The organism is Streptomyces resistomycificus (assembly GCF_001514265.1).
GTDB lineage: Bacteria > Actinomycetota > Actinomycetes > Streptomycetales > Streptomycetaceae > Streptomyces > Streptomyces resistomycificus.
The window spans coordinates 969448-991903 of record NZ_KQ948990.1 but is presented as its reverse complement, the minus strand read 5'-3'; the positions used below and the strand labels follow the sequence as shown (position 1 = coordinate 991903).

20 protein-coding genes are annotated in these 22456 nt (G+C 71.0%); 10 read left to right on the top strand and 10 right to left on the bottom strand.

Annotated features, from left to right (window positions below):
* Position 1 precedes the first annotated feature (1 nt).
* Positions 2–892 carry an aldo/keto reductase gene (locus tag AQJ84_RS14510; RefSeq protein ID WP_030042394.1) on the top strand — a complete coding sequence of 297 codons (891 nt, stop codon included), beginning with the start codon at positions 2–4 and terminating at the stop codon, positions 890–892.
* Positions 893–973: 81 nt separating this feature from the next.
* Here AQJ84_RS14510 and AQJ84_RS14505 read toward each other — a convergent pair whose 3' ends face one another.
* Positions 974–1621, bottom strand: a complete 648-nt coding sequence (locus AQJ84_RS14505) for a maleylpyruvate isomerase family mycothiol-dependent enzyme (RefSeq protein WP_053191687.1) — start codon at positions 1619–1621, stop codon at positions 974–976.
* Between the two features lie 89 nt (positions 1622–1710).
* Between AQJ84_RS14505 and AQJ84_RS14500 the strand changes: the two genes are divergently transcribed.
* Positions 1711–2151 carry a MarR family winged helix-turn-helix transcriptional regulator gene (locus AQJ84_RS14500; protein ID WP_030042391.1) on the top strand — a complete coding sequence of 147 codons (441 nt, stop codon included), beginning with the start codon at positions 1711–1713 and terminating at the stop codon, positions 2149–2151.
* Between the two features lie 33 nt (positions 2152–2184).
* Here AQJ84_RS14500 and AQJ84_RS14495 read toward each other — a convergent pair whose 3' ends face one another.
* Positions 2185–3861: an MFS transporter gene (locus AQJ84_RS14495; protein WP_030042390.1), complete on the bottom strand. Its 1677-nt coding sequence runs from the start codon at positions 3859–3861 to the stop codon at positions 2185–2187.
* 126 nt (positions 3862–3987) lie between these two features.
* Between AQJ84_RS14495 and AQJ84_RS14490 the strand changes: the two genes are divergently transcribed.
* Positions 3988–4620 carry a TetR/AcrR family transcriptional regulator gene (locus AQJ84_RS14490; RefSeq protein WP_030042389.1) on the top strand — a complete coding sequence of 211 codons (633 nt, stop codon included), beginning with the start codon at positions 3988–3990 and terminating at the stop codon, positions 4618–4620.
* A gap of 141 nt (positions 4621–4761) precedes the next feature.
* Here the strand turns inward: AQJ84_RS14490 and AQJ84_RS14485 are convergent, their stop codons facing one another.
* Positions 4762–6156 (bottom strand): cation:dicarboxylate symporter family transporter, encoded by a 1395-nt coding sequence (locus tag AQJ84_RS14485; RefSeq protein ID WP_030042388.1) that lies wholly within the window; start codon positions 6154–6156, stop codon positions 4762–4764.
* Positions 6157–6310: 154 nt separating this feature from the next.
* On the opposite strand from AQJ84_RS14485, the gene AQJ84_RS14480 reads away from it, so the two are divergent.
* Entirely contained in the window at positions 6311–8074 is a 1764-nt protein-coding gene (locus AQJ84_RS14480; RefSeq protein WP_051870088.1) for a sensor histidine kinase, read from the top strand.
* A complete protein-coding gene (locus AQJ84_RS14475) occupies positions 8071–8772 on the top strand; it encodes a response regulator (protein ID WP_030042386.1) in 702 nt (233 codons plus the stop codon). Before AQJ84_RS14480 ends, AQJ84_RS14475 begins: the two co-directional genes overlap by 4 nt.
* Positions 8773–8913: 141 nt before the next feature.
* On the opposite strand, the gene AQJ84_RS14470 is transcribed toward AQJ84_RS14475, so the two are convergent.
* Positions 8914–9363 carry a PPOX class F420-dependent oxidoreductase gene (locus AQJ84_RS14470; RefSeq protein WP_030042385.1) on the bottom strand — a complete coding sequence of 150 codons (450 nt, stop codon included), beginning with the start codon at positions 9361–9363 and terminating at the stop codon, positions 8914–8916.
* A gap of 186 nt (positions 9364–9549) precedes the next feature.
* On the opposite strand from AQJ84_RS14470, the gene AQJ84_RS14465 reads away from it, so the two are divergent.
* The gene (locus AQJ84_RS14465; protein WP_030042384.1) at positions 9550–10257 is read left to right on the top strand and encodes a helix-turn-helix transcriptional regulator; all 708 of its coding nucleotides are present in this window, start codon (positions 9550–9552) and stop codon (positions 10255–10257) included.
* Between the two features lie 51 nt (positions 10258–10308).
* Here the strand turns inward: AQJ84_RS14465 and AQJ84_RS14460 are convergent, their stop codons facing one another.
* Positions 10309–11334: an ATP-dependent 6-phosphofructokinase gene (locus AQJ84_RS14460; protein WP_030042383.1), complete on the bottom strand. Its 1026-nt coding sequence runs from the start codon at positions 11332–11334 to the stop codon at positions 10309–10311.
* 222 nt (positions 11335–11556) lie between these two features.
* On the opposite strand from AQJ84_RS14460, the gene pta reads away from it, so the two are divergent.
* From pta to pyk, 3 genes are all read left to right on the top strand, one after another.
* Complete coding sequence (pta, locus tag AQJ84_RS14455) at positions 11557–13659, top strand: phosphate acetyltransferase (RefSeq protein ID WP_030042382.1); 2103 nt, start codon at positions 11557–11559, stop codon at positions 13657–13659.
* Positions 13656–14864, top strand: coding sequence for an acetate kinase (locus tag AQJ84_RS14450; protein ID WP_030042381.1), 1209 nt, complete (start codon positions 13656–13658; stop codon positions 14862–14864). The genes pta and AQJ84_RS14450 overlap by 4 nt, the downstream gene beginning before the upstream one ends.
* Before the next feature lie 73 nt (positions 14865–14937).
* On the top strand, positions 14938–16368 hold the full coding sequence (gene pyk / locus AQJ84_RS14445) for a pyruvate kinase (protein ID WP_030042380.1): 1431 nt from the start codon (positions 14938–14940) through the stop codon (positions 16366–16368).
* A gap of 107 nt (positions 16369–16475) precedes the next feature.
* On the opposite strand, the gene AQJ84_RS14440 is transcribed toward pyk, so the two are convergent.
* From AQJ84_RS14440 to AQJ84_RS14420, 5 genes are all read right to left on the bottom strand, one after another.
* Positions 16476–17024, bottom strand: a complete 549-nt coding sequence (locus tag AQJ84_RS14440) for a hypothetical protein (protein ID WP_053191689.1) — start codon at positions 17022–17024, stop codon at positions 16476–16478.
* Positions 17025–17162: 138 nt separating this feature from the next.
* Positions 17163–18494 carry a hypothetical protein gene (locus tag AQJ84_RS14435; RefSeq protein ID WP_030042378.1) on the bottom strand — a complete coding sequence of 444 codons (1332 nt, stop codon included), beginning with the start codon at positions 18492–18494 and terminating at the stop codon, positions 17163–17165.
* Positions 18484–19080, bottom strand: coding sequence for a DUF6114 domain-containing protein (locus AQJ84_RS14430; protein WP_030042377.1), 597 nt, complete (start codon positions 19078–19080; stop codon positions 18484–18486). The genes AQJ84_RS14435 and AQJ84_RS14430 overlap by 11 nt, the downstream gene beginning before the upstream one ends.
* Positions 19081–19270: 190 nt before the next feature.
* Positions 19271–19915: a DUF6230 family protein gene (locus AQJ84_RS14425; protein ID WP_030042376.1), complete on the bottom strand. Its 645-nt coding sequence runs from the start codon at positions 19913–19915 to the stop codon at positions 19271–19273.
* Between the two features lie 650 nt (positions 19916–20565).
* Entirely contained in the window at positions 20566–21549 is a 984-nt protein-coding gene (locus AQJ84_RS14420; protein ID WP_053191691.1) for a tetratricopeptide repeat protein, read from the bottom strand.
* A gap of 238 nt (positions 21550–21787) precedes the next feature.
* Here AQJ84_RS14420 and AQJ84_RS14415 point away from each other — a divergent pair, with 238 nt between their 5' ends.
* Positions 21788–22447 (top strand): TetR/AcrR family transcriptional regulator, encoded by a 660-nt coding sequence (locus AQJ84_RS14415; RefSeq protein ID WP_051870087.1) that lies wholly within the window; start codon positions 21788–21790, stop codon positions 22445–22447.
* Positions 22448–22456 lie beyond the last annotated feature (9 nt).

Genomic DNA, 22456 nt, shown 5'->3' with positions numbered 1-22456 from the left:
CATGCGGTACCGCACACTCGGGGGGCTGCGCGTCAGCGCGGTCGGACTGGGCGCGATGCCCCTGTCCATCGAGGGCCGCCCCGACGAGGCCCGCGCCCTGGCCACCGCGCACGCGGCGCTGGACGCGGGCGTGACCCTCCTGGACACGGCAGACTCCTACCACCTGCCCGGCGCCGAACCCGGCCACAACGAACTGCTGCTGGCCCGCGCGCTCGCCGCGTACGGCGGTGACACGGCCGACGTGCTGATCGCCACGAAGGGCGGCCGGGGCCGGCCTGCCGACGGCAGCTGGTCGGTGCGGGGCGGCGCACGGCACCTGAGGTCGGCCGCCGAGGCCTCCCTCAAGCGGCTCGGCGTGGACGCCATCGGCCTCTACCAGCTGCACAAGCCCGACCCGTCCGTGCCCTTCGAGGAGTCGGTGGGCGTGCTGCGCGAGCTGCTCGACGAGGGGAAGATCCGGCTGGCCGGGGTGTCCAACACGGACGCCGACCAGATCCGCACGGCCCGCGCCATGCTCGGCGAGCGGCTGGTCTCGGTACAGAACCAGTACTCGCCGGCCGTACGGGACAGCGAGGCGGAGCTAGCCCTCTGCACCGAGCTGGGGCTGGCGTTCCTCCCCTGGAGCCCGCTCGGCGGCATCACCCGCAGCTCCCTGGACGGGCCCGCGCGGGTCGAGGGCCACAGGAGGTTCGGGGCCTTCCACGCCGTGGCGGAGCGGCACGGCGTCAGTCCCCAACAGGTCTGCCTCGCCTGGCTGATGGCGAAGTCACCGACCGTGATCCCGATCCCGGGAGCCAGCCGTCCGCAGACCATCCGCGACTCCGCTCTCGCGGCGGACCTGACGCTGACCATGGAGGAACTGGCCGAGCTGAACGACTCGGCCCGCCCGTAGGCGGCCGGACCGAGAGGGCGAGCAGGGCCCGGTGCGTGCCCCTGCGCGTTCGACCGTGGCCGACTGCCGCGACCGGAGGCCTCAGAGCGACGGAGGTCGGCGAAGGGCGTCGACGCCGGCCAGCTCGCACCACTCGCGCGCGGCCTCCGGACGTCCGGTCACGAGCAGGAGCAGCACGGCGACGGGACCGCGGATCTCCTCGCCCGCCCCGCGCGTCCACTCGATGTCGGTGGCGACGAGCCGGGCGCCGGGCAGGGGCCAGGGGCGGGGCGGCACGCGCATGGTCCAGGCCCGGTCGGCGGCGTCGCGGGCGGCCGCCGGGGGCATCTTGCGCCGACGGCCGAGGGCCAGGGCGATGTCCTGGCCGTGGACGAGGATGTCGAGCAGCGGTTCGCGGCGTGTGGTGGTGGGGGCGAGACGGCGCGAGCCGACGGTGGAGCGGAGGTTGGCGACGATCTCGGCGACGGGCAGCCGCGCCTCGCGGACCGCGGAGTCGTGGATCATCCGGTCGCTGTTCCCGCGGGCGCGGACGAACTCCTTGAAGACGGTCCCGTAGCTGAAGCGGGCGGCGACGGTCAGATGCGCGGCGACGTCCCGCACCCGCCAGTCACCGCACCGGGTGGGCGTCTGCCACTCCTCAGGGCTCAGCCCCTCCAGCAGGTCGGCCAGGCTCGTCCGCTCCCGGTCGACGATCTGCCAGCGCTCGTCGGTCCCCAGTACGACACCCATGGGAATCACCCACTCAAATGGTAAGCTTCTCTGACCAAAGTAGTCAGGGAATCTGACCAATGTCAAGCAGTGTGCAGGAGGCGTCGGCCATGGTGGCGGAGAGCGAGCCCAACACGGGCGTGCTCATGTTCCTTCCTTACCGGGCCCTGGAGAACCGTGTCTTCGCCGCCCTCGCCGAGGCGGGCTTCGACGACTTCACGCCCGCCCAGGCCCGGGTCATGCAGCGCATCGGCCCCGACGGCACTCGCCTGACCGAGCTCGCCGAGCAGGCCCAGATCACCAAGCAGACGGCCGGTTTCCTGGTCGACCAGCTGGAGAAGGCCGGCTACGTCACCCGCGTACCGGACCCGTCGGACCGGCGGGCCCGGCTGGTGCGCGGGGCGGCGAAGGCGTGGGCGGCCAAGGAGGTCGCGGACGCGGTGGTCGCGCAGGTCGAGCGGGAATGGGAGGAGCACCTCGGCAGGCGCCGCATGAGGCAGCTGCGCGAGGCGCTGACACTGCTGCGCGAGATCACCGACCCCTGGGCGTGATCTCGCGCGGGCGGTGCCCGGTAGGACCGGGGCTCAGCCGACTTCGCTGAGCACGGGTTCGTCCTCCTCCGCCGGCTGCTGGGCCGGCTCCGCGCCCGTCCCGCGCGGCAGCAGCACCGCGACCACGAGCGTGCCGAGCCCCAGGACCACCGCGCCGACGAGGCTGGTGTGGGCGACCGCGTCGGAGAAGGAGGAACCGACCGCGTCGGCCATCCGGTGAGCGCCCTGCGCGAGTTGGTCGGCCTGGGCCTTGAGCTGGGCCGCCTGCTGGGGGTCGGTGGCCTTGGCGGCCTGCGCCGCGGCCTTCTCGGCCTGCTGGGCGATGCCCTGGGAGACGGCGTATCCGGCACCCACCGAGTCCTGCGCGGTGGCCAGGGTGGACGCGGGGAGCTCGCTGCCGGCCGTCGCGTCGGCGAGGTGGTCGTGGTACGAGGTGGCCAGCAGCGAGCCGAGGACGGCGATGCCGAGCGAGCCGCCGAGCTCCAGCGAGGTGTCGTTCACCGCACCGCCGACGCCCAGTTCGGACTCCGGGAACGCGCCCATGATCGCGTCCGTGCAGGGCGAGAGGGCGAGCCCGATGGCGAGGCCGAGGATGACCAGGGGCGCGACGAGATCGCCGTACGACGAGCCCGCGTCGACCTGGGTGAGCAGCGCGAGGGCCGCCGTGCCGCCGACCATGCCGGCGGTGACCGTGAGCCTCATGCCGACGCGCGGGGTGAGGTAACCGGTCAGGGCGGAGCCGACGAAGACCGCGCCGGCCAGGGGCAGCATGCGCAGGCCGGTCTCCAGGGCGCTGTAGCCGAGGACGAACTGCAGTTGCTGGGTCAGGTAGTAGAAGGCGCCGAAGACGGCCAGGAAGAACAGGGCCACCGCGAGGTTGGAGCCCGCGAACCGGCGCTCGGTGAAGCGGCGTACGTCGACGACCGGGCGCGGGTGGCGCAGCTCCCACACGACGAACAGGACGAGCCCGGCGCCCGCGACCACCGCGGCGGTGATCGCCTTGACGCCCCAGCCGAAGTGCGGGCCCTCGATGATCATGTAGACGAGGGCGGCGATCCAGACGACCGACAGCAGTCCGCCGACGTAGTCGATCCGCCCCTTGCCGTGCGCCTTGGACGGCGGCACCAGGGCGAGGGCGCCGACGACGGCGAGGGCGGCGATCGGCACGTTGATCAGGAAGGTGGACTTCCAGCTGTGGTCCTCCAGCAGGGCGCCCGCGAGCAGCGGTCCGGCCGCGATCGCGAGGCCGGCCGTGGCGGTCCACAGGGTGATCGCCTTGGCGCGTTCGGCGCGCGGGAAGGTGGCGGCGAGGAGGGAGAGGGTGGCCGGCATGATCATGGCCGCGCCGACACCCATGACCGCGCGGGCCGTGATGACCCCGCCCGCGCTGTCGACGAGTGATCCCGCCACGGCGCCGCCGCCGAAGACGAACAGACCGAGGACGAGGGCTCCGCGGCGGCTGTACTTGTCGCCGACCGCGCCGAGCAGCAGCATCAGCGCCGCGTACGGCACGGTGTAGCCGTCGATGACCCACTGCAGGTCGGAGCTGGACAGGCCGAGGTCCTGGGTCATGCTCGGCGCCGCCACGGTGAGGGCCGTGTTGGCCATCACGATGATCAGCAGGCTCAGGCACAGGACCAGCAGCGCCCACCAGCGCCGGGCGTAGGGGCGGTCCATCCTCTCGACGGGTTCGTTCATGACGAGTCGCATGGCTCGGGGTCGCCTTCCTTGCGGACGTACGCGATTCATATTGCACATCACTGTGCAATTGCTCAACCGTGTGCAATGTACGCCCGTTGCACAGCGGTGTGCAAATCAGGGGAGAGGGAAGGCAGAATGTCGGCCATGACGACCCCTCCATCCAGTCGCGCCGACGCCAACCGCCGCCGGATCCTCGACGTCGCCCTCACCGAGCTGCTGCGCGACCCCGACGCGTCCATGGACCAGATCGCGCGCGCCGCGGGCGTCGTACGACGGACCGTCTACGGGCACTTCCCGAGCCGCGAGGCGCTGGTCGGCACGCTCGTCGACGACGCCGTGGAGTCGGTGGCGGCCGCGCACGCGGCGGGGCGGAGCGGCGTCGAGGATCCGGCGGAGGCCGTGGCGCGCTCGGTGCTCGCGGTCTGGGAGGTCGCCGACCGCTATCGCATCCTGGTCGCCCTCGCGCAGCGCAGCGTCACGATGCAGGGCATCCGCGACCGTCTCGCGCCCGTGCGCCGGGACATCGGCGAGCTGCTGCGGCGGGGCCTGGAGGAGGGTGTCTTCAGCTCACCGCTGCCACCGGCGGCGCTGGCGTACGTGACGGAGCAGACCCTGTTCGCGCTGGTGGACGCGGTGAACGACGGGCTGCTGACAGCGCGGGAGGCGGGCCGCGCCGCCGCGGTCACGGTACTGACCGCGGCGGGCGTACCCGCCTCGCGTGCCACCGGCCTGGTGGCCGGGCTGAACGACTGGAAGGCCGACGGGTGAGTCGGCCGGAAAGCCGACCGGGCGGCTGAGCTACGGGGGAGTACTCAGCCGCCCGGAGGCGTGGGGCGGGCCCGGGTTCAGGCGCCGGGCCCGTCCCGTCCGTGGGGCCTCGCGGCCCCGGCTTCAGGGCCGGTGGGCCACTCAGGCCTTGGCCAGCTCCTTCTCGCCGCCCTGTTCGGGAATCTCCGCGTGGACGTCTTCGGAGGCACCGCCGTGGCCGTCGTCGAGAAGCGTGGCCTCGTCGAAGGGGATCCGTCCGGCGAGCACCTCGTCGACGCGCTCGCGGTCGATCTCCTTGGTCCAGGTGCCGATCAGGACCGTGGCGACGGCGTTGCCCGCGAAGTTCGTCAGGGCACGCGCCTCGCTCATGAAGCGGTCGATACCGACGATCAGGCCGATGCCGTCGACCAGCGCCGGCTTGTGCGACTGGAGACCGCCGGCCAGCGTGGCCAGACCCGCGCCGGTGACACCGGCCGCGCCCTTGGAGGCGACCAGCAGGAAGAGCAGCAGCGGGATCTGCTCACCGATCGACATCGGCGTACCCATGGCGTCGGCGATGAACAGGGACGCCATGGTCATGTAGATCATGGTGCCGTCGAGGTTGAAGGAGTAGCCGGTCGGGACGGTGATGCCGACCACCGGCTTGCTGACGCCCAGGTGCTCCATCTTCGCGATGAGGCGGGGCAGCGCCGACTCGGAGGAGGAGGTCGACAGGATCAGCAGGAACTCACGGCCCAGGTACTTGAAGAACGTGAAGATGTTCATGCCTGCGACGATCCGCAGCAGCGCGGCGAGCACGATGAAGACGAAGAGGAAGCAGGTGGCGTAGAAGCCGAGCATCAGGACGGCGAGGCTCTTGAGCGCGTCGACGCCCGCGGAGCCGGTGACCGCGGCGATCGCGCCGAAGGCGCCGATCGGGGCGGCCCACATCACCATCGCGAGGATGCGGAACACGAGCCGCTGGATGTGCTCGACACCGCGCAGGATGGGCTGTCCGGCCGGACCCATGGCCTGCAGCGCGAACCCGGCGAGCAGGGCGATCAGCAGGGTCTGCAGGACCTCGCCGCCGGTGAAGGCGGAGACCATCGTGGTCGGGATGATCCCGAGCAGGAACTCGGTGGTGTCCTTGGCCTCCGCGTCGACCTGGGCGTGACCGGCGTCCTTGATCGCGTCGGTCACCGCGAGGCCCGTGCCGGGCTCCAGGATGTTGCCGACGACCAGGCCGATACCCAGGGCGACCAGCGACATGATGGTGAAGTAGACGAGCGCGATACCGCCGACCGCGCCGACCTTGGCGGCCTTGCGGACCGAGCCGATGCCCAGCACGATCGTGCAGAAGATGATCGGCGAGATCATCATCTTGATCAGGTTCACGAAGCCGGTGCCGATGGGCTTCAGCTCGACGGCGAAGTCGGGGGCCACCAGGCCCACCGTGATGCCGAGGGCGACCGCGACGATCACCGCGATATAGAGGTAGTGGGTGCGGTCCCGCTTGGCTTTCGGTGCGGCAGGTGCCGGGCTGGCTGGGCTGGTCACGGCGGCCCTCCTTGACGTCGTCGTCGGCCTTCACCGGCGTGCGGCTCACGTCCGGGTGGCTATCGGGGAATGTCGTGACTATCTCCCGCCCTGTGAGGGCGGTCACCCTTCCGTTCATTTAGTTCACACTTAACCTCCGAGGCACACTGACGACATGCGCATCCCCGCCCCGACACCCCGCAGCCTGGCCGGCCAGCTCTTCGCGATGCAGGCCGTGCTGATCGCGGTCGTCGTCGCCGGTTACGCGCTGTTCACGTACGTCAGTGACCGCAACCAGGCCGAGGACGCGGCGGGCCGGCAGGCCATGGCGGTGGCGCGCTCGGTCGCGGACTCCCCCTCCGTGCACGAGGCGATCCGCACCTCCGACCCCACGGCGGAGCTCCAGCCCTACGCGCTGCGGGTCATGCGGGACACCGAGGTCGACTTCGTGACGATCATGAACCCGCGGGGCATCCGCTGGACCCACCCGGACGAGAACGAGATCGGCCAGCCCTTCCGCGGCCACATCGCCCGGGCCCTGAAGGGCGAGTCCTTCAGAGAGACCTACACGGGCACCCTCGGCCCCTCGGTCCGCGCGGTCACGCCCATAGAGGACGACGACAAGCAGATCGTCGGTCTGGTCAGCGCCGGCATCAGGGTCGACGAGATCAGCAAGCGGGTGCAGGGCCAGCTCACCGCGCTGCTCGCCGTGGCGGCCGGCGCGCTGGCGCTCGGCGCGGTCGGCACGTACGTCGTCAACGCCCGGCTGCGCCGCCACACCCACGGCATGAACGCGGCCGAGCTCAGCCGTATGCACGACTACCACCAGGCCGCGCTGCACGCCGTACGCGAGGGGCTGCTGATGCTCGACGGGCAGTACCGTGTGGCGCTGATCAACGACGGCGGACAGGAACTGCTGGGGGTGTCGGGCGATGTGGTGGGCCAATCGGTCGTCGATCTCGGACTGCCGGCGCCGCTGACGGGCGCGCTGCTGGCCTCGGAGCCGCGGGTCGACGAGGTGCACCTGACCGCGGACCGGGTGCTGGTGATCAACACCTCCCCGGTGTCCGGCGGCGAGCACCGCGGCACGGTGGTGACCCTGCGCGACGTCACCGAACTCCAGTCCCTGATGGGCGAGCTGGACTCCGAGCGCGGCTTCACCCAGGCCCTGCGCTCCCAGGCCCACGAAGCCGCGAACCGGCTGCACACCGTGGTCTCGCTGATCGAACTCGGGCGCGCGGAGGAGGCGGTGGACTTCGCCACCGCGGAACTGGAACTCGCCCAGGCGCTGACCGACCAGGTGGTGGCGGCGGTGAGCGAGCCGGTGCTGGCCGCCCTGCTGCTGGGCAAGACGGCCCAGGCGAACGAGCGGGGCGTGGAGCTGGTGGTGTCGGAGGACAGCCGGCTCGACGACGGGCTCCTGCCCCAGACCCTGCCCGCCCGGGACCTGGTGACGATCCTCGGCAACCTGATCGACAACGCGGTGGACGCGGCTCAGGGCAGCGCGCGGGCACGGGTGACGGTGACGGCGTACACCGCCGACCGGGAGCTGGTGCTGCGGGTGTCGGACACCGGCGCGGGCGTCGACCCGGCCCACGCGGACGCGGTCTTCCAGCGGGGCTTCTCGACCAAGCCGGCCGGGCCGGGCGGCCGGGGGCTGGGCCTCGCCCTCGTGCGGCAGGCCGTGACCCGGCACGAGGGGGCGCTGACGGTGGCGGAGGCGGCCGAGGGCGGGGCGATGTTCGAGGTGCGGTTGCCGTTGGGCAACGGGGGTGACGCGAAGGGCAGGGGCGGCGCTGACGAGAATGAGGCCGCCGTCCTGGGCGGCGCGCCCTCCGGGAGCGCGCGTGCGGGGAACGGGGCGGTTCCGGGGGACGGGGCGGTTTCCGAGGGCAGCTCGGTTTCCGGGGGCAGAACGCTTTCTGGAGGCGACGTATGACGACCGAGCAGTCCATCCGTGTCCTGGTCGTCGAGGATGATCCCGTCGCCGCCGACGCACACGTCATGTACGTCAACCGGGTTCCCGGCTTCGCGGCCGTCGGCAAGGCCCACACCGGCGCGGAGGCTCGGCGCGCGCTGGACCGCACGCCGGTGGACCTGCTGCTGCTGGACCTGCACCTGCCGGACGTGCACGGCCTGCAACTGGCCCGCTCCCTGCGGGCGGCCGGTCACCACGCCGACGTCATAGCGGTGACGTCGGCGCGGGACCTGACGGTGGTGCGGGAGGGCGTGTCACTGGGTGTCGTCCAGTACGTGCTGAAGCCGTTCACCTTCGCCACGCTCCGGGACCGGCTGGCGAGATACGCCGAGTTCCACGCCTCGGTGGGCGAGGCGAGCGGGCAGGACGAGGTGGACCGGGCCCTCGCCACGCTGCGGGCGCCGGGACCGGCGGCCCTGCCCAAGGGGTTGAGCGGGCCGACGCTGGAGCGGGTGACGGGCGCGCTGCGGGAGGCCGAGGAGGGGCTGACGGCGGCGGGAATCGCGGAGGCGGTGGGGATATCGCGGATCACCGCCCGCCGGTACCTGGAGCACCTGGTGGAGGCGGGCCGGGCCGAGCGGGCACCGGTGTACGGGCAGGTGGGGCGGCCGGAGTTGGTGTATCGGTGGGTCCGCGGAGCGGTGGGGCGGGGACGCTAGGGAAGGTGTCGTCGGGGCGACGTCCCGCCGCCGGCCCGTGCCGGCGCCCCCACACGCGCTGTCCACCGCACGTGCGTGGACCTGCCCGCGGAGCACGGCCTCACGAGGGATGACAGGACTGTCCGCGCCACGTCCCGGGGCTCAGCCCTCCGGCAGGATGCCGGGCCGGAACGGCTCCACCCCCACGACCCGGCGCACCCGCACCGGCTCGATGAGCAGCATCACCCGTCGCTCACCGGGGAGCAGCCACGGGTACCGCTCCTGCCCGATGTACTTCCGGGTGAGCCGGTCCATGGACCGCTCCGCCTCCTCGCCCTCGACGAACCGGACGACCCGGCCCCGGATCTCCACACGGTCGTAGGGGTTGTCGGGGTCGTGGTGGGAGAGGGAGACGTTCGGATTGCGCCGCAGGTTTTCCTCCTTCACACGGCCGATCGCCGTATTGACCATGACGTACTCGTCTTCGATGTCCGCCCACATGGGCGACACCTGCGGTGTTCCGTCCGAACCGACCGCGGCCAGATGCCAGAAGTTCGGCGCCAGCAGCCGCTCGCGAATATGCCCCTCTACCTTGCCATTCACGTCGTACACGAAAGACCCACTCCTTCGGGGCGCCCACTCGGGCACCTCGGAGGGATCCTCACCACCGCCGCCCGGCCGGACACAGACGATCTTCGGCCACCTCGAACCCACGGCCGAAACCGTACGTTCCCACAATCCGTGATCCTGGCCGAACAGACCGTAGTCAGCCCTCGCTCACGCCCCTACGTTGTGCCCGTGCGCCGACCCCCAGCCCTGCCGAACCAGCCCGGACCACCCTTCGACGCTCCCGCCGCCCGCAGGCTCCGTGCCGCCCTCAACATGGGACCCGAGCACGTCGCCTACGGCATGCGGGTCTCCTACGGACTCCCCTACGTCACCCCGGACCTCGTCGTCGACTGGGAACGCGGGGCCCGCTCCCCCACCAGCCCCGAACTCACCGCTCTCGCGGGCGTGCTGTGGTGTTCGCCCGGCGAACTCATCGGCAGACCGAGGACACTGCGCGAGCACCGCGTCAGCCGTGGCCTCGCACCCGAGGACGTCGCCCGTGCCGTGGGGCTCGAACTGCTCGCGTACCTCGGCATGGAGGAGCACGAGGAGTGGCGCGGCACCGAGCGCCAGTCGTCCGCGCTGGCCGACCTCCTGGAGCTCTCGCTGCCTGACCTCGTCAGTGTCACGGGGCGTGAGCCACGGCTCGCCGAGTTCCTGCGCAGTGCCGTGACCACGCGGTGGCAGGCGTACGTCCGCCCGGTCGCGAAGATCGTGCCGCTGGACCGGCGTGTGGTGGAGGTCGCCCTCCAGGAGATGCACCGGGAATACCAGGGGCAGATGGTCGCCACCCTCAGCTGGGGCGGCGACAGCGGTCATTCCAGCGAGGCCGGCCGGGACTTCCTCGCCAGGGTCGTGGAGCGCTTCTGGGACACGGTCCGCGACAGCACCGGCTAGCGAACCGGGCCGGTACCCGGGACCGGAGACCCGGGACCGAGGACCCCGCTCCTAGAAGACCGACTCCGCCTCGTCCATCCGGTCCTTCGGCACCGTCTTCAGCTCGGTCACGGCCTCCGCCAGCGGCACCATCACGACGTCGGTGCCCCTGAGCGCGGTCATCCGGCCGAACTCGCCCCGGTGCGCGGCCTCCACCGCGTGCCAGCCGAAGCGGGTGGCGAGCACCCGGTCGTACGCGGTCGGAACGCCGCCACGCTGGATGTGGCCGAGGATGACCGGCTTGGCCTCCTTGCCGAGGCGGCGCTCCAGCTCGTACGCCAGCGCCGTACCGATGCCCTGGAAGCGCTCGTGGCCGAACTGGTCGATCGCGCCCTTGCCGTAGTCCATGGTGCCGTCGGCGGGGTGCGCGCCCTCGGCGACGCAGATCACCGCGAACTTCTTGCCGCGGGAGAAGCGCTCCTCGACCATCTTGACCAGGTCGGCCGGGTCGAAGGGCCGCTCGGGCAGGCAGATGCCGTGGGCGCCGGCGGCCATGCCGGACTCCAGCGCGATCCAGCCCGCGTGCCGGCCCATGACCTCGACGACCATGACGCGCTGGTGGGACTCGGCGGTGGTCTTGAGCCGGTCCATCGCCTCGGTGGCGACCCCGACCGCGGTGTCGAAGCCGAAGGTGCGGTCGGTGGAGGAGATGTCGTTGTCGATGGTCTTCGGGACGCCGACCACCGGCAGGCCCGCGTCGGACAGCATCCGGGCCGCCGTCAGGGTGCCCTCGCCGCCGATCGGGATCAGGGCGTCGATGCCGAAGTCGGTGACGATGTCGGCCGCGTTCTCGCAGGCCTCGCGCAGCCGGTCGCGTTCCAGCCGGGAGGAGCCGAGGATGGTGCCGCCGCGGGCCAGGATGCCGCTGACCGCGTTGAGGTCGAGGCCCCTGTAGCGGCCGTCGAGCAGGCCCGCGTAGCCGTCCTCGAAGCCGATGACCTCGTCGCCGTAGTTGTCGACCGCTCGGTGCACGACCGATCGGATCACGGCGTTCAGGCCGGGGCAGTCGCCGCCTGCGGTGAGAACTCCGATACGCATCGCGCTGTGTCTCCTGCTCGCTGTTGAGACCGGTGAGCCAGGTCCGATTCTTTCACGTCCCGCAAGGCGGTGCCGCATCCAGACCTGGCGGGCGCCTTATCTATCGCCAGAGGTATTGTCAAGAGGGTTCTGCTCACCTCGGTGGGCGATTTTTGTGACCGCCGCAGGTACCCGAAGACGCACCCAGACGAAGACGCACCCCCGACGAAACGGAGAGCACGCGTGACGCGCAGCGTGTACGTGACCGGAATCGACCGCGGCGACGGCCGCCAGGTCGTCGAGCTGGGGGTGATGGAGCTCCTGACCCGTCAGGTCGACCGGGTGGGCGTGTTCCGTCCCCTCGTCCACGACGGCCCCGATCGCCTGTTCGAGCTGCTGCGCGCCCGCTACCGGCTGACCCAGGACCCGGCCACGGTCTACGGCATGGACTACCACGAGGCCTCCGCCCTGCAGGCCGAGCGCGGTGCCGACGAGCTGGTGTCGACGCTCGTGGACCGCTTCCACCGGGTCGCCCGGGACTACGACGTCGTCCTCGTCCTCGGCACCGACTACGCCGACACCCAGTTCCCCGACGAGCTGTCCCTCAACGCCCGGCTGGCGAACGAGTTCGGCGCCGCCGTGATCCCGGTGGCCGGCGGCCGCGGCCAGAGCGTCGAGTCCGTGCTCGCCGAGACCCGCAACGCCTACCGGGCGTACGAGGGCCTGGGCTGCGACGTCCTGGCCATGGTCACCAACCGGGTCGCCCGCGAGGACCGCGACAAGATCGCCGAGCAGCTCGAATCCCGTCTTCCGGTGCCCTGCTACGTCCTGCCCGACGAGCCCGCCCTCTCCTCGCCGACCGTCGCCCAGGTCGCGCACGCCCTCGGCGCCCGGGTCGTCCTCGGCGACGACTCGGGGCTGGCCCGGGACGCGCTGGACTTCGTCTTCGGCGGGGCGATGCTGCCGAACTTCCTGGGCGCCCTGACGCCGGGCTGCCTGGTCGTGACCCCCGGCGACCGCGCCGACCTGGTGGTCGGCTCACTGGCCGCGCACAGCGCCGGCACCCCGCCGATAGCCGGCGTGCTGCTCACCCTGAACGAGGTGCCGGGCGACGACATCCTCACCCTCGCCGCCCGCCTCGCCCCCGGCACCCCGGTCCTGTCGGTGCCCGGCAACAGCTTCCCGACCGCCGCCGAACTCTTCTCCCTGGAGGGGAAGCTGAACGCGGCGACACCGCGCAAGGCGGAGACCGCCCTCGGCCTCTTCGAGCGGTACGCCGACACCGTCGAGCTCAACAAGCTGGTCTCGGCGCCCAGCAGCGACCGCCTCACGCCGATGATGTTCGAGCACAAGCTTCTGGAGCAGGCCCGCTCGGACCGGCGGCGCGTGGTGCTGCCCGAGGGCACCGAGCCGCGCGTCCTGCACGCCGCCGAGGTGCTGCTGCGCCGCGGGGTCTGCGACCTGACCCTGCTCGGACCCGTCGACCAGATCCGCAAGAAGGCCGCCGACCTCGGCATCGACCTGGGCGACGCCCGGCTGATCGACCCGGCCACCAGCGAGCTGCGCGACGCCTTCGCCGAGAAGTACGCGGCGCTGCGCGCCCACCGGGGCGTCACCGTGGAGCTGGCCTACGACGTCGTCTCCGACGTGAACTACTTCGGCACGCTGATGGTCCAGGAGGGCCTGGCCGACGGCATGGTGTCGGGGTCCGTGCACTCCACGGCCGCGACCATCCGGCCCGCCTTCGAGATCATCAAGACCAAGCCGGACGCCGACATCGTCTCCTCGGTGTTCTTCATGTGCCTGGCCGACAAGGTCCTGGTCTACGGCGACTGCGCGGTGAACCCGGACCCGAACGCCGAGCAGCTCGCCGACATCGCCATCCAGTCGGCCGCCACCGCGCAGCAGTTCGGGGTCGAGGCGCGGATCGCGATGCTGTCGTACTCGACCGGCACGTCCGGCTCCGGCGCCGACGTCGACAAGGTGCGCGAGGCGACCGGGCTGGTGCGCTCGCGGCGGCCCGACCTGCGGATCGAAGGGCCGATCCAGTACGACGCGGCGGTGGAGCCGACGGTCGCGGCGACCAAGCTGCCGGGCTCCGAGGTGGCCGGCCAGGCCAGCGTGCTGATCTTCCCGGACCTGAACACCGGCAACAACACGTACAAGGCAGTACAGCGCTCGGCGGGCGCGATCGCCGTCGGACCGGTGCTGCAGGGCCTGCGCAAGCCGGTCAACGACCTGTCCCGGGGCGCCCTCGTGCAGGACATCGTGAACACGGTCGCCATCACGGCCATCCAGGCCCAGTCCCCCGCTTCGTCCCCGATCGAGAAGGCCACCACCCAGTGAGTCCCACCCGCGTCCTCGTTCTCAACTCCGGCTCGTCGTCGGTGAAGTACCAGCTGCTCGACATGCGGGCCGGCAGCCGGCTGGCCGTGGGGCTCGTCGAGCGCATCGGCGAGGAGACCTCCCGGCTGAAGCACACGCCGCTGACCGGCGGCGCCTCCCGTGAGACGACCGGCCCGATCGCCGACCACGAGGCCGCCCTGAAGGCAGTGGCGGAGGAACTGGCCCGGGACGGGCTCGGGCTGGACTCGCCGGAACTGGCCGCGATCGGGCACCGCGTGGTGCACGGCGGCAAGCACTTCACCGAGCCGACCGTCGTCGACGACGCGGTGCTCGCCGAGATCGAGCGCCTGATCCCGGTGGCCCCGCTGCACAACCCGGCCAACCTGACCGGCATCCGCACGGCGCAGACCCTGCGGCCCGACCTGCCCCAGGTCGCCGTCTTCGACACCGCGTTCCACACCACGATGCCGGAGTCGGCCGCCCGCTACGCGATCGACGTGAAGACCGCCGACGAGCACCGCATCCGGCGCTACGGCTTCCACGGGACCTCGCACGCCTACGTCTCCCGGACGACGGCCGAGCTGCTCGGCAGGTCGCCCGAGGAGGTCAACGTGATCGTGCTGCACCTCGGCAACGGGGCGTCCGCCTCGGCGGTCAGGGGCGGCCGGTGCGTGGACACCTCCATGGGCCTGACGCCTTTGGAGGGGCTCGTGATGGGTACGCGCTCCGGAGACATGGACCCGGCCGTCATCTTCCATTTGATGCGTGTTGGCAAAATGTCCACGGACGAGATCGACACTCTTCTCAACAAGAAGAGCGGATTGATCGGTCTGTGCGGGGACAACGACATGCGGGAGATCCGCCGCAGGGTCGACGAGGGTGACGAGCAGGCACAACTGGCCTTCGACATCTACATTCACCGCCTGAAGAAGTACATCGGCGCCTATTACGCGGTGCTCGGCCGGGTGGACGCGATCGCCTTCACGGCCGGGGTCGGCGAGAACGCGGCGCCGGTGCGGGAAGCCGCCGTGGCGGGCCTGGAGGAGCTGGGCCTGGCGGTGGACGGCGAGCTGAACGCGGTACGCGGTGACGAGCCGCGGCTGATCTCGCCCGCCCACGCGCGCGTGGCGGTCGCCGTGGTGCCGACGGACGAGGAACTGGAAATCGCCAACCAGACTTATGCACTGGTCGAAAAGAACAACTGAGCGTCCACCCGCCCATTTGTATCTTCCGCCAGACGGAATATTCCGTAGCGAAACAAACCGATAGGATCGCCCCATGCGCCGTTCGAAAATCGTCTGTACTCTCGGCCCCGCGGTCGACTCCCACGAGCAGCTCGTGTCCCTGATCGAAGCCGGCATGAACGTGGCCCGCTTCAACTTCAGCCACGGCACGCACGCCGAGCACCAGGGGCGGTACGACCGCGTCCGTGCCGCGTCCAAGGAGACCGGCCGGGCCATCGGTGTCCTCGCCGACCTGCAGGGCCCGAAGATCCGCCTGGAGACCTTCGCCGAGGGCCCGGTCGAGCTGGAGCGGGGTGACGAGTTCGTCATCACCGTCGAGGACGTCCCCGGTGACAAGCAGATCTGCGGGACGACCTACAAGGGCCTGCCCGGTGACGTGAACAAGGGCGACCAGATCCTCATCAACGACGGCAACGTCGAGCTGAAGGTCACCTCGGTCGAGGGCCCCCGGGTGAAGACGATCGTCATCGAGGGCGGTGTCGTCTCCGACCACAAGGGCATCAACCTGCCCGGCGCGGCCGTGAACGTGCCGGCGCTGTCCGAGAAGGACGTCGAGGACCTGCGGTTCGCGCTGCGGATGGGCTGCGACATGGTCGCCCTGTCCTTCGTGCGGGACGCCAAGGACGTCGCGGACGTCCACAAGGTGATGGACGAGGAGGGCCGCAGGGTCCCCGTCATCGCCAAGGTGGAGAAGCCGCAGGCGGTGCAGAACATGGAGGACGTCGTCGCGGCGTTCGACGCCGTGATGGTGGCCCGTGGCGACCTGGCCGTCGAGTACCCGCTCGAGAAGGTCCCCATGGTGCAGAAGCGCCTGATCGAGCTGTGCCGGCGCAACGCCAAGCCGGTGATCGTGGCGACCCAGATGATGGAGTCGATGATCACCAACTCCCGTCCGACCCGCGCCGAGGCCTCCGACGTGGCCAACGCGATCCTGGACGGCGCGGACGCGGTCATGCTGTCCGCGGAGTCCTCGGTGGGCGCCTATCCGATCGAGACCGTGAAGACGATGTCGAAGATCGTCACCGCGGCCGAGCAGGAGCTGATGTCCAAGGGCCTGCAGCCGCTCGTCCCGGGCAAGAAGCCGCGTACACAGGGCGGTTCGGTCGCCCGTGCCGCCTGCGAGATCGCCGACTTCCTCGGCGGCCGGGGCCTGGTGGCCTTCACCCAGTCCGGCGACACCGCCCGCCGCCTCTCGCGCTACCGCGCGGTCCAGCCGATCATCGCGTTCACCACGGACGAGTCCACCCGCAACCAGCTGACGCTCAGCTGGGGCGTCGAGTCGCACGTCGTGCCGTTCGTGGGCAGCACCGACGAGATGGTCGACCTGGTCGACCAGGAGATCGCCAAGCTCAACCGCTTCAACCCGGGCGACATCTGCATCATCACCGCGGGCTCGCCCCCCGGTGTCGCCGGCACGACCAACATGCTGCGCGTCCACCACCTGGGCGAGGGTGCCCGCACCTGACGGGCCTTGACGAGGCCCTTGCGGCCCGGGCCTTGAGGGGCCTTGTACGGCGCTGAGGGCGCCCCCTGCGACAGGGGGCGCCCTCGTGCCGTCTCCGGCCCCTGCGGCTACGGCAGATCGCCGGCGAGCCGCTCCCACGCCTCGTACTCGTCGTGGCGGGGGTGCTCCGCGAGGAGCGGTGCCAGGGGACGCACGGGCGCGAGCAGGCGTCGGATCATCCTCAGCGCGAGGATCTGCGTCCGGTCCAGCTCACGCCACCGAGGGGCGAGCACGGCGGCCTCCCGCGGGTTCAACGGCATGGCGTCCAGGGCCCGGTCGAGGACGGTAGCGGCATCCAGGAAGGGCACATCCGCGCGCGGCCCCAGCCTCTGAAGCAGCCACGCTCCGAGCCACAGGTCGCGCAGGAGCCACTCGTTGTGCTGTGCCCCGGTCGCCCGCTCGGCGGCGGCGAGCAGAGCCGACCACGCCTGGGCTATCGCCGGCCACCGCGCGTCCGGCACCCCGCCCGGATCCTCCTGGACCCGCGCGGCGAACTGCTGGGCCGCGGCCATCCACTGGCTCACCGCCCCCTCGGCCCGCCCCGCCTCCGGCGCCGACCATCGACGCACGTGCGCGTCCAGGTCGAGCCGGCCCAGATCGTCGAAAAGAGCGCTCATCCAGACCCCCCCCGGCTGCCTCGAACACGGTTGCCTGCGCCCGGCCCCTGAAGGGCCCTGTACGGCGCTGAGGGTGCCCCCTGTGCCAGGGGGCACCCTCAGCGTCTGTGCGGCTCCCGAACGGGCCTGTGGGGGCGCCTAGTCGGTGACGTACTGCTGCATGCCGGGGACGTGCAGCGTTCCGCCGAACTGGGCGGCCTGGGTGATCTTCACCTTGGTGAAGTAGATCAGCGGGATGTTCAGCGGCGGCGGGTGCTCCGGATCGAACGTGACCGGGACCAGACCGAGCAGGTTGCCGGAGATGCTTTCCGTGTACATCACGGTGTCGCCGCCGGTGATCGTGGACGTCGAGCCCTTCGCGGCCTGCACGTGGTAGGTCTTGTCGTTCTCCTTGACCAGCTGGTGCAGGTCGCCGATGTCGGTGCCGCCGGAGACGACGTACTTCAGGACCTTCTTGGTCTTGCCGCTGGCCGTCTTCACCTCGACGATGCCCTGGTAGTCCGCACCCTTGAGCGTCAGCGAACTGGCCTCCAGGTACCAGGGCTTGTCCGCCACCAGCACCTTGTTGTCGACGCCGCCCACTTCATCGGTGGCGACCGGGCAGTCCTCGGGGTCCGTGGTGGAGCTCGCGGAGGGGCTGGGCGTGGCCGTGGCGTCCGCGGCCTCCTCGGCCGCTTCCTCCACCGCCTTCGAGGTGTCCTCGGCCGCCTCGGACGCCGCGTCGGTCGTGTCCTTCACGGTGTCGTCGACCGTGTCGGTGACCTTCTCGGTGGTCTCCTTGACGGCGTCGGAGGTGTCCTTGTCCGCGCTGTCGGTGCCGTCCGAGGCGGAGGGGGAGGCCGACGGGGTCGGACTCGCGTCCTCCGAGGCCTTCTTGCCGCCCGTGAAGATGCCGGTGATCGCGTCGCCGATGTCCTCCAGCACGTTGCCGTCGTCACTCGCGGAGGGAGACGGGCTCGCCGTGGCGGTGTCACCGGAGGAGGAGTTGCCCTCCTTGCTCGGCGAGGCCGAGGCGGACGGCGTGGGTTCGGCGTCGTCGTCGGAACCTGAATCCGACGAGGAGTCACCCGAACCCGAACCGGAGCCCGAGCCGGTGTCCGCCGAAGCCGAGGGCGACGGCTCCGCCGCCTCGCCCTGGTCCTCGTCCGTCGACGCGTCGTCGCTCGACGAGGCGGACGGCGACGGCGTGGGCGAGGCGGACGCGCCGTCCTCTTCCAGGGCCGCGAGGCAGTCCTTGTACTCGTCGGCCTTCAGGCTGTTCGAGGCCGGCTGCTCGTCGGCGAGCGCGAGCGTCGGCGTGAAGCCGATGCCCATGAGGACCGCCGTCGGCATCGCGGCCATGGCTATCGCCTTGCCGGCCGGCATGTGGAACCTGGTGAACAGCGGCTTCCTGGGGGCCGCGTGGCGGGGTCCCGTTCTCGCCCGGGTCAACGCCTCGGCGCCCTCGCCGTGGCTCGCGTCAGCCGACACGGTACCCCCCGTTCGCGCTGTCCGCCCAGGTGCCCTCGGGCGTCCGGTCGGCCGGTTGGCCGTGCTCGGCGTCCGGTGTGCCGTACGCCGTTCCCGGCTGGCCCGGGGCGGCCTGGGGGTCGTTCTCCACGGCGCCCTCGTCCGAGGGGCCCTGGTCCGCGTCGCCGGATCCGGCGCCCGCAGCCTGGGCCTTGCCCGGTGCCCACGAGACGGCGAGCGCGCCGCCGAGCATCGCGAGCAGGAACCCGACGATGAAGCCGCCGATGTTGGAGACCACCAGGGACACCAGGGCGAGGACGATCGCGGCGACTCCGGCGAAGACGCGCGTGGCCTGCTGGAACCACATGGTCAGACCGAGGGTCACCAGCAGTACGCCGATGATGAGGGAGCCGGCACCCGCGGTCGTCGCCATGGCGAGCGACATGGTGCCCAACTTGAGGGTGGCGTACGGGAAGTAGGCGATCGGCACCCCGCCGAGCAGGGTGAAGAGGCCTGCCCAGAACGGCCGGGTGCCCCGCCAGTCACGGAATCGCAGACGCAACCGGGCGAACGTCCCGGCGCTCTGGACCGGAGTCTCGGCACTCATGGAAAACAGCTCCCTGGGTCCGGTGATGTACGTACCGGCTCGGCCGTAGGCGTGGAGAAGCCGGAAGTCTGAGTATGTGCAGGTACCCGACGCGGGGCGTCGAGCGGGGCGAACGGGGCGGAGAAGCGACGAACTTCCCCGCCCCCATGGGCAGCTCAGCTGTCCAAGGACGCCCCCGCGGCCGAAGCCGTCAGAAGCACTCCATCTTGGAGTCGGTACCGAGACGCATCTTCAGGCCGCTGAGCTTGAAGGTGCCGGCCGTGGTCGCCCACGCCGTCTGCTCGACCTTCGTCAGGTCGGCCGAGTCGGCCTGCTGGGCGAAGCCGCCAGGCAGGACGTTCTCGCCCTTCTTGACGGCAGGGCCCTTGGTCTGGTCCTGGACCGCAACACCGATGTCGATGTTGTTGAACGTCGCGTCGGCGTCGAGCTGGGCGACGTCGATGTAGAGGTTCTTGGCCTCGACCTTGTGATCCGCGTCCGGCCCGGCGTCGAGACGGAGGTAGATCGTCTTCCCTATGAGGGGGATCTCCGTCTTGACCGACTGGCACATCTTGGTGATCTCGGCGGTCCTGAACGACGAGATCGCGACGGGGCGAACCGTCTTGGTCTTGCCGTCGGTCGACGTGTAACCGCTGTCGATACCGCCGTACTGAGCGAAGCCCTCACCGTGCAGATGCCCGGCCGATACCTTGAACTCCTGGCCGGACACGCTGAACGACGCGGCCAGCGCACCCTGCGCCAGCCCGACACCCACACATGCGGCCGCGGCGACGCTGGGCACCATGACCACAGCGAAGCGCTTCCATCTGGTCCCGCCACGCACCTGGGACTCCATATTTCCTCCTTCTCGGACGTACATCTCCTGGCCCTGACTGCTCCGGTCGACTCGACCGCTCAGCCGGGCAGGGATGGGAGAAGTGCTACGTCCTCGGGAAGGGGAGCGCCCGTACCCGGAGGCGCCAAACGCGTCCGAATCACCGGCGATCACCCCCGAGCGACAACCACTGGTCGCGCCTGACACGCATCACGCACAACCTTGCTGGACAGGCTTCGCCGGACGGCGAAGACCCCCCTGCCCAAGAACCGACGCACCTGCCGTCGGCTCTGCCCGGTGGGGACCCAAGGGATCCCGTCGACCCAACCGGCTGCCGGGGTACGGGAATGGACCGAGCGTCGCCGATCGTGGTGCATTCTCGCCGCCCGCACAAGGGGGTTCGTTACTCGCTAGTAACGACCGTATAACCGAACAACGACCCACTGGTCTCGGTCGACGACGCTCGGTGGCGGATGGGTGCCGGACAAAGACATTGATCGTTGGACAGATTCCGACAGATCAACAGCCTCGACTTACTCCAAGTAACAGCGGCCGCGATTGCCAAGATTTGGCAAAGCGCGGCCGCACAGGCCTCCTGTCGGCCATTTTTTCACTCGGGCAACACAAGCCCTCGCGTTTAGCGACTGGTCAGGACCAGGCTCGCGGCCCGGTCAGAACAGGGCGCGCGCGAGTGCCCTGCGCGCCGCCGCCACCCGCGGGTCGTCGCCGCCGACGACCTCGAACAGCTCCAGCAGCCGAAGGCGGGCGGCGTCCCGGTCGTCGCCCGCGGTACGTCGTACGGCATCGATGAGCCGTCCGAACGCGTCCTCGACATGACCGCCCACCAGATCCAGGTCGGCGGCGGCGATCTGTGCCTGAACGTCAGCGGGCTTCTCGGCGGCGTCCTTGCGCACCTGCTGCGGGTCGAGCCCCTGCACGCGGTGGAGCAACTCGGCCTGGGCCAGGCCGAGTTTGGCCTCGGTGTTGCCCGGGTCGTCACTCAGTACGTTCTTGTACGCCTGGACCGCGCCGCCGAAGTCCCCCGCGTCCAGGGCGCGTACGGCGGCTTCGAGGAGCGCGTCGTAGGGCCCCGCGGGCAGGTCGGGGGCGTCGGTCTGCCCGGCGCCGCCCGGCTGGGCGTCGGGGTCGACGGCCAGGCCCGTGAGCCCGAAGCGCTGCTCGGCGACCTGGACCAGCTGGTCCAGGGTCTCGCGGATCTGCGCCTCGCCCGCGGCACCCTGGAAGAGCGGCAGGGCCTGCCCCGCCACCACGGCGAAGACGGCCGGGATCCCCTGGACCCCGAACTGCTGCATCAGCATCTGGTTGGCGTCGACGTCGATCTTGGCGAGGACGATGCGTCCGTTGTACTCGACGGCGAGCCGCTCGAGGACCGGGCTCAGCTGCTTGCAGGGCTGACACCACTCGGCCCAGAAGTCGATGACGACGGGCACCTCGGCGGACCGCTGCAGGACATCCCGCTCGAACCCTGCTTCATCGACGTCGATGACGAGGTCGGCCGGGGAGACCCCGCCGGCCCCGCCACCCTGCCGGGCGGCTTCGGCTCGCGCCTGCTCCGCCTTCGCCTTGGCCTCCTGGGCCGCCTTCACCGCGGCGAGGTCGACGACTCCGCTCATGGACATGTTCCGTGGCTGCATGCGTCTATCCTCCCCCGTACCCGCGCCTGCGTGAAAAGCGTTGTGAAAGCCGGTCGTGCTTCTCGGGTGTTCGGCGCCGGGTCCCCACCCCGCGCCGTGCGTGTCCCTCGCCCGCGTACGTCCGTCGCGAGCTTTCGCTACGAGTCGTAGCGTAATGGCACCGGGTGCCTCCGCGACACCACTCTCCGGTGATCTCCCTCACGGCCACACAACGAAACCGCCGGTTTATGGTCGGGGCATGCAGAGCCGCACCCCCGCCGGCCGTACCGGCCGTCCGCGCAGCGCCGCCGCGGACACCGCGATCCTGGCCGCGACACGGGCGGCTCTGGTGGAGCTGGGCTGGTCGAAACTCACCCTGGGAGACGTCGCCACGAGGGCCGGGGTTGCGAAAACGACCATCTACCGGCGCTGGGCCGGCAAGAACGAACTCGTGGTCGACGCGGTGGCGGAACTCTTCGACGAGCTGGAACTCCCCGACAGCGGCACCCTCGCCGCCGACATCGAGGGCGTGGTCCTCCAGTTCGCGGCCATCCTGGCCCGGCCGGAGGCCAGGAGCGGGCTGATGTCGGTGGTGGCGGAGTCGATCCGGGACGACGCACTGCGCGAACGCATCCGGGCGTCGATCGTGCAGCGCCAGAAGCGACTGGTTCTGGAGGGCCGCTGCCGGGCGGAGCGGCGCGGTGAGCTCCCCCCGGAGCCGAACGCGGAGGAAGCCGCCCGCACGGTCGACCTCATCTTCGACATCGTCGCGGGCGCGGTGGTGCACCGCACCCTGGTGAGCGCGGAACCGGTGGACGCGGAGTGGGCGCGCTCCTTCACCCAGGTACTGCTCCTGGGCCTCGCGGGCACGGCGGACGACGCGCGGGCCGCCCAGGCGCCGCGCGGGCCGCGCACGTAGGGAGCCCCG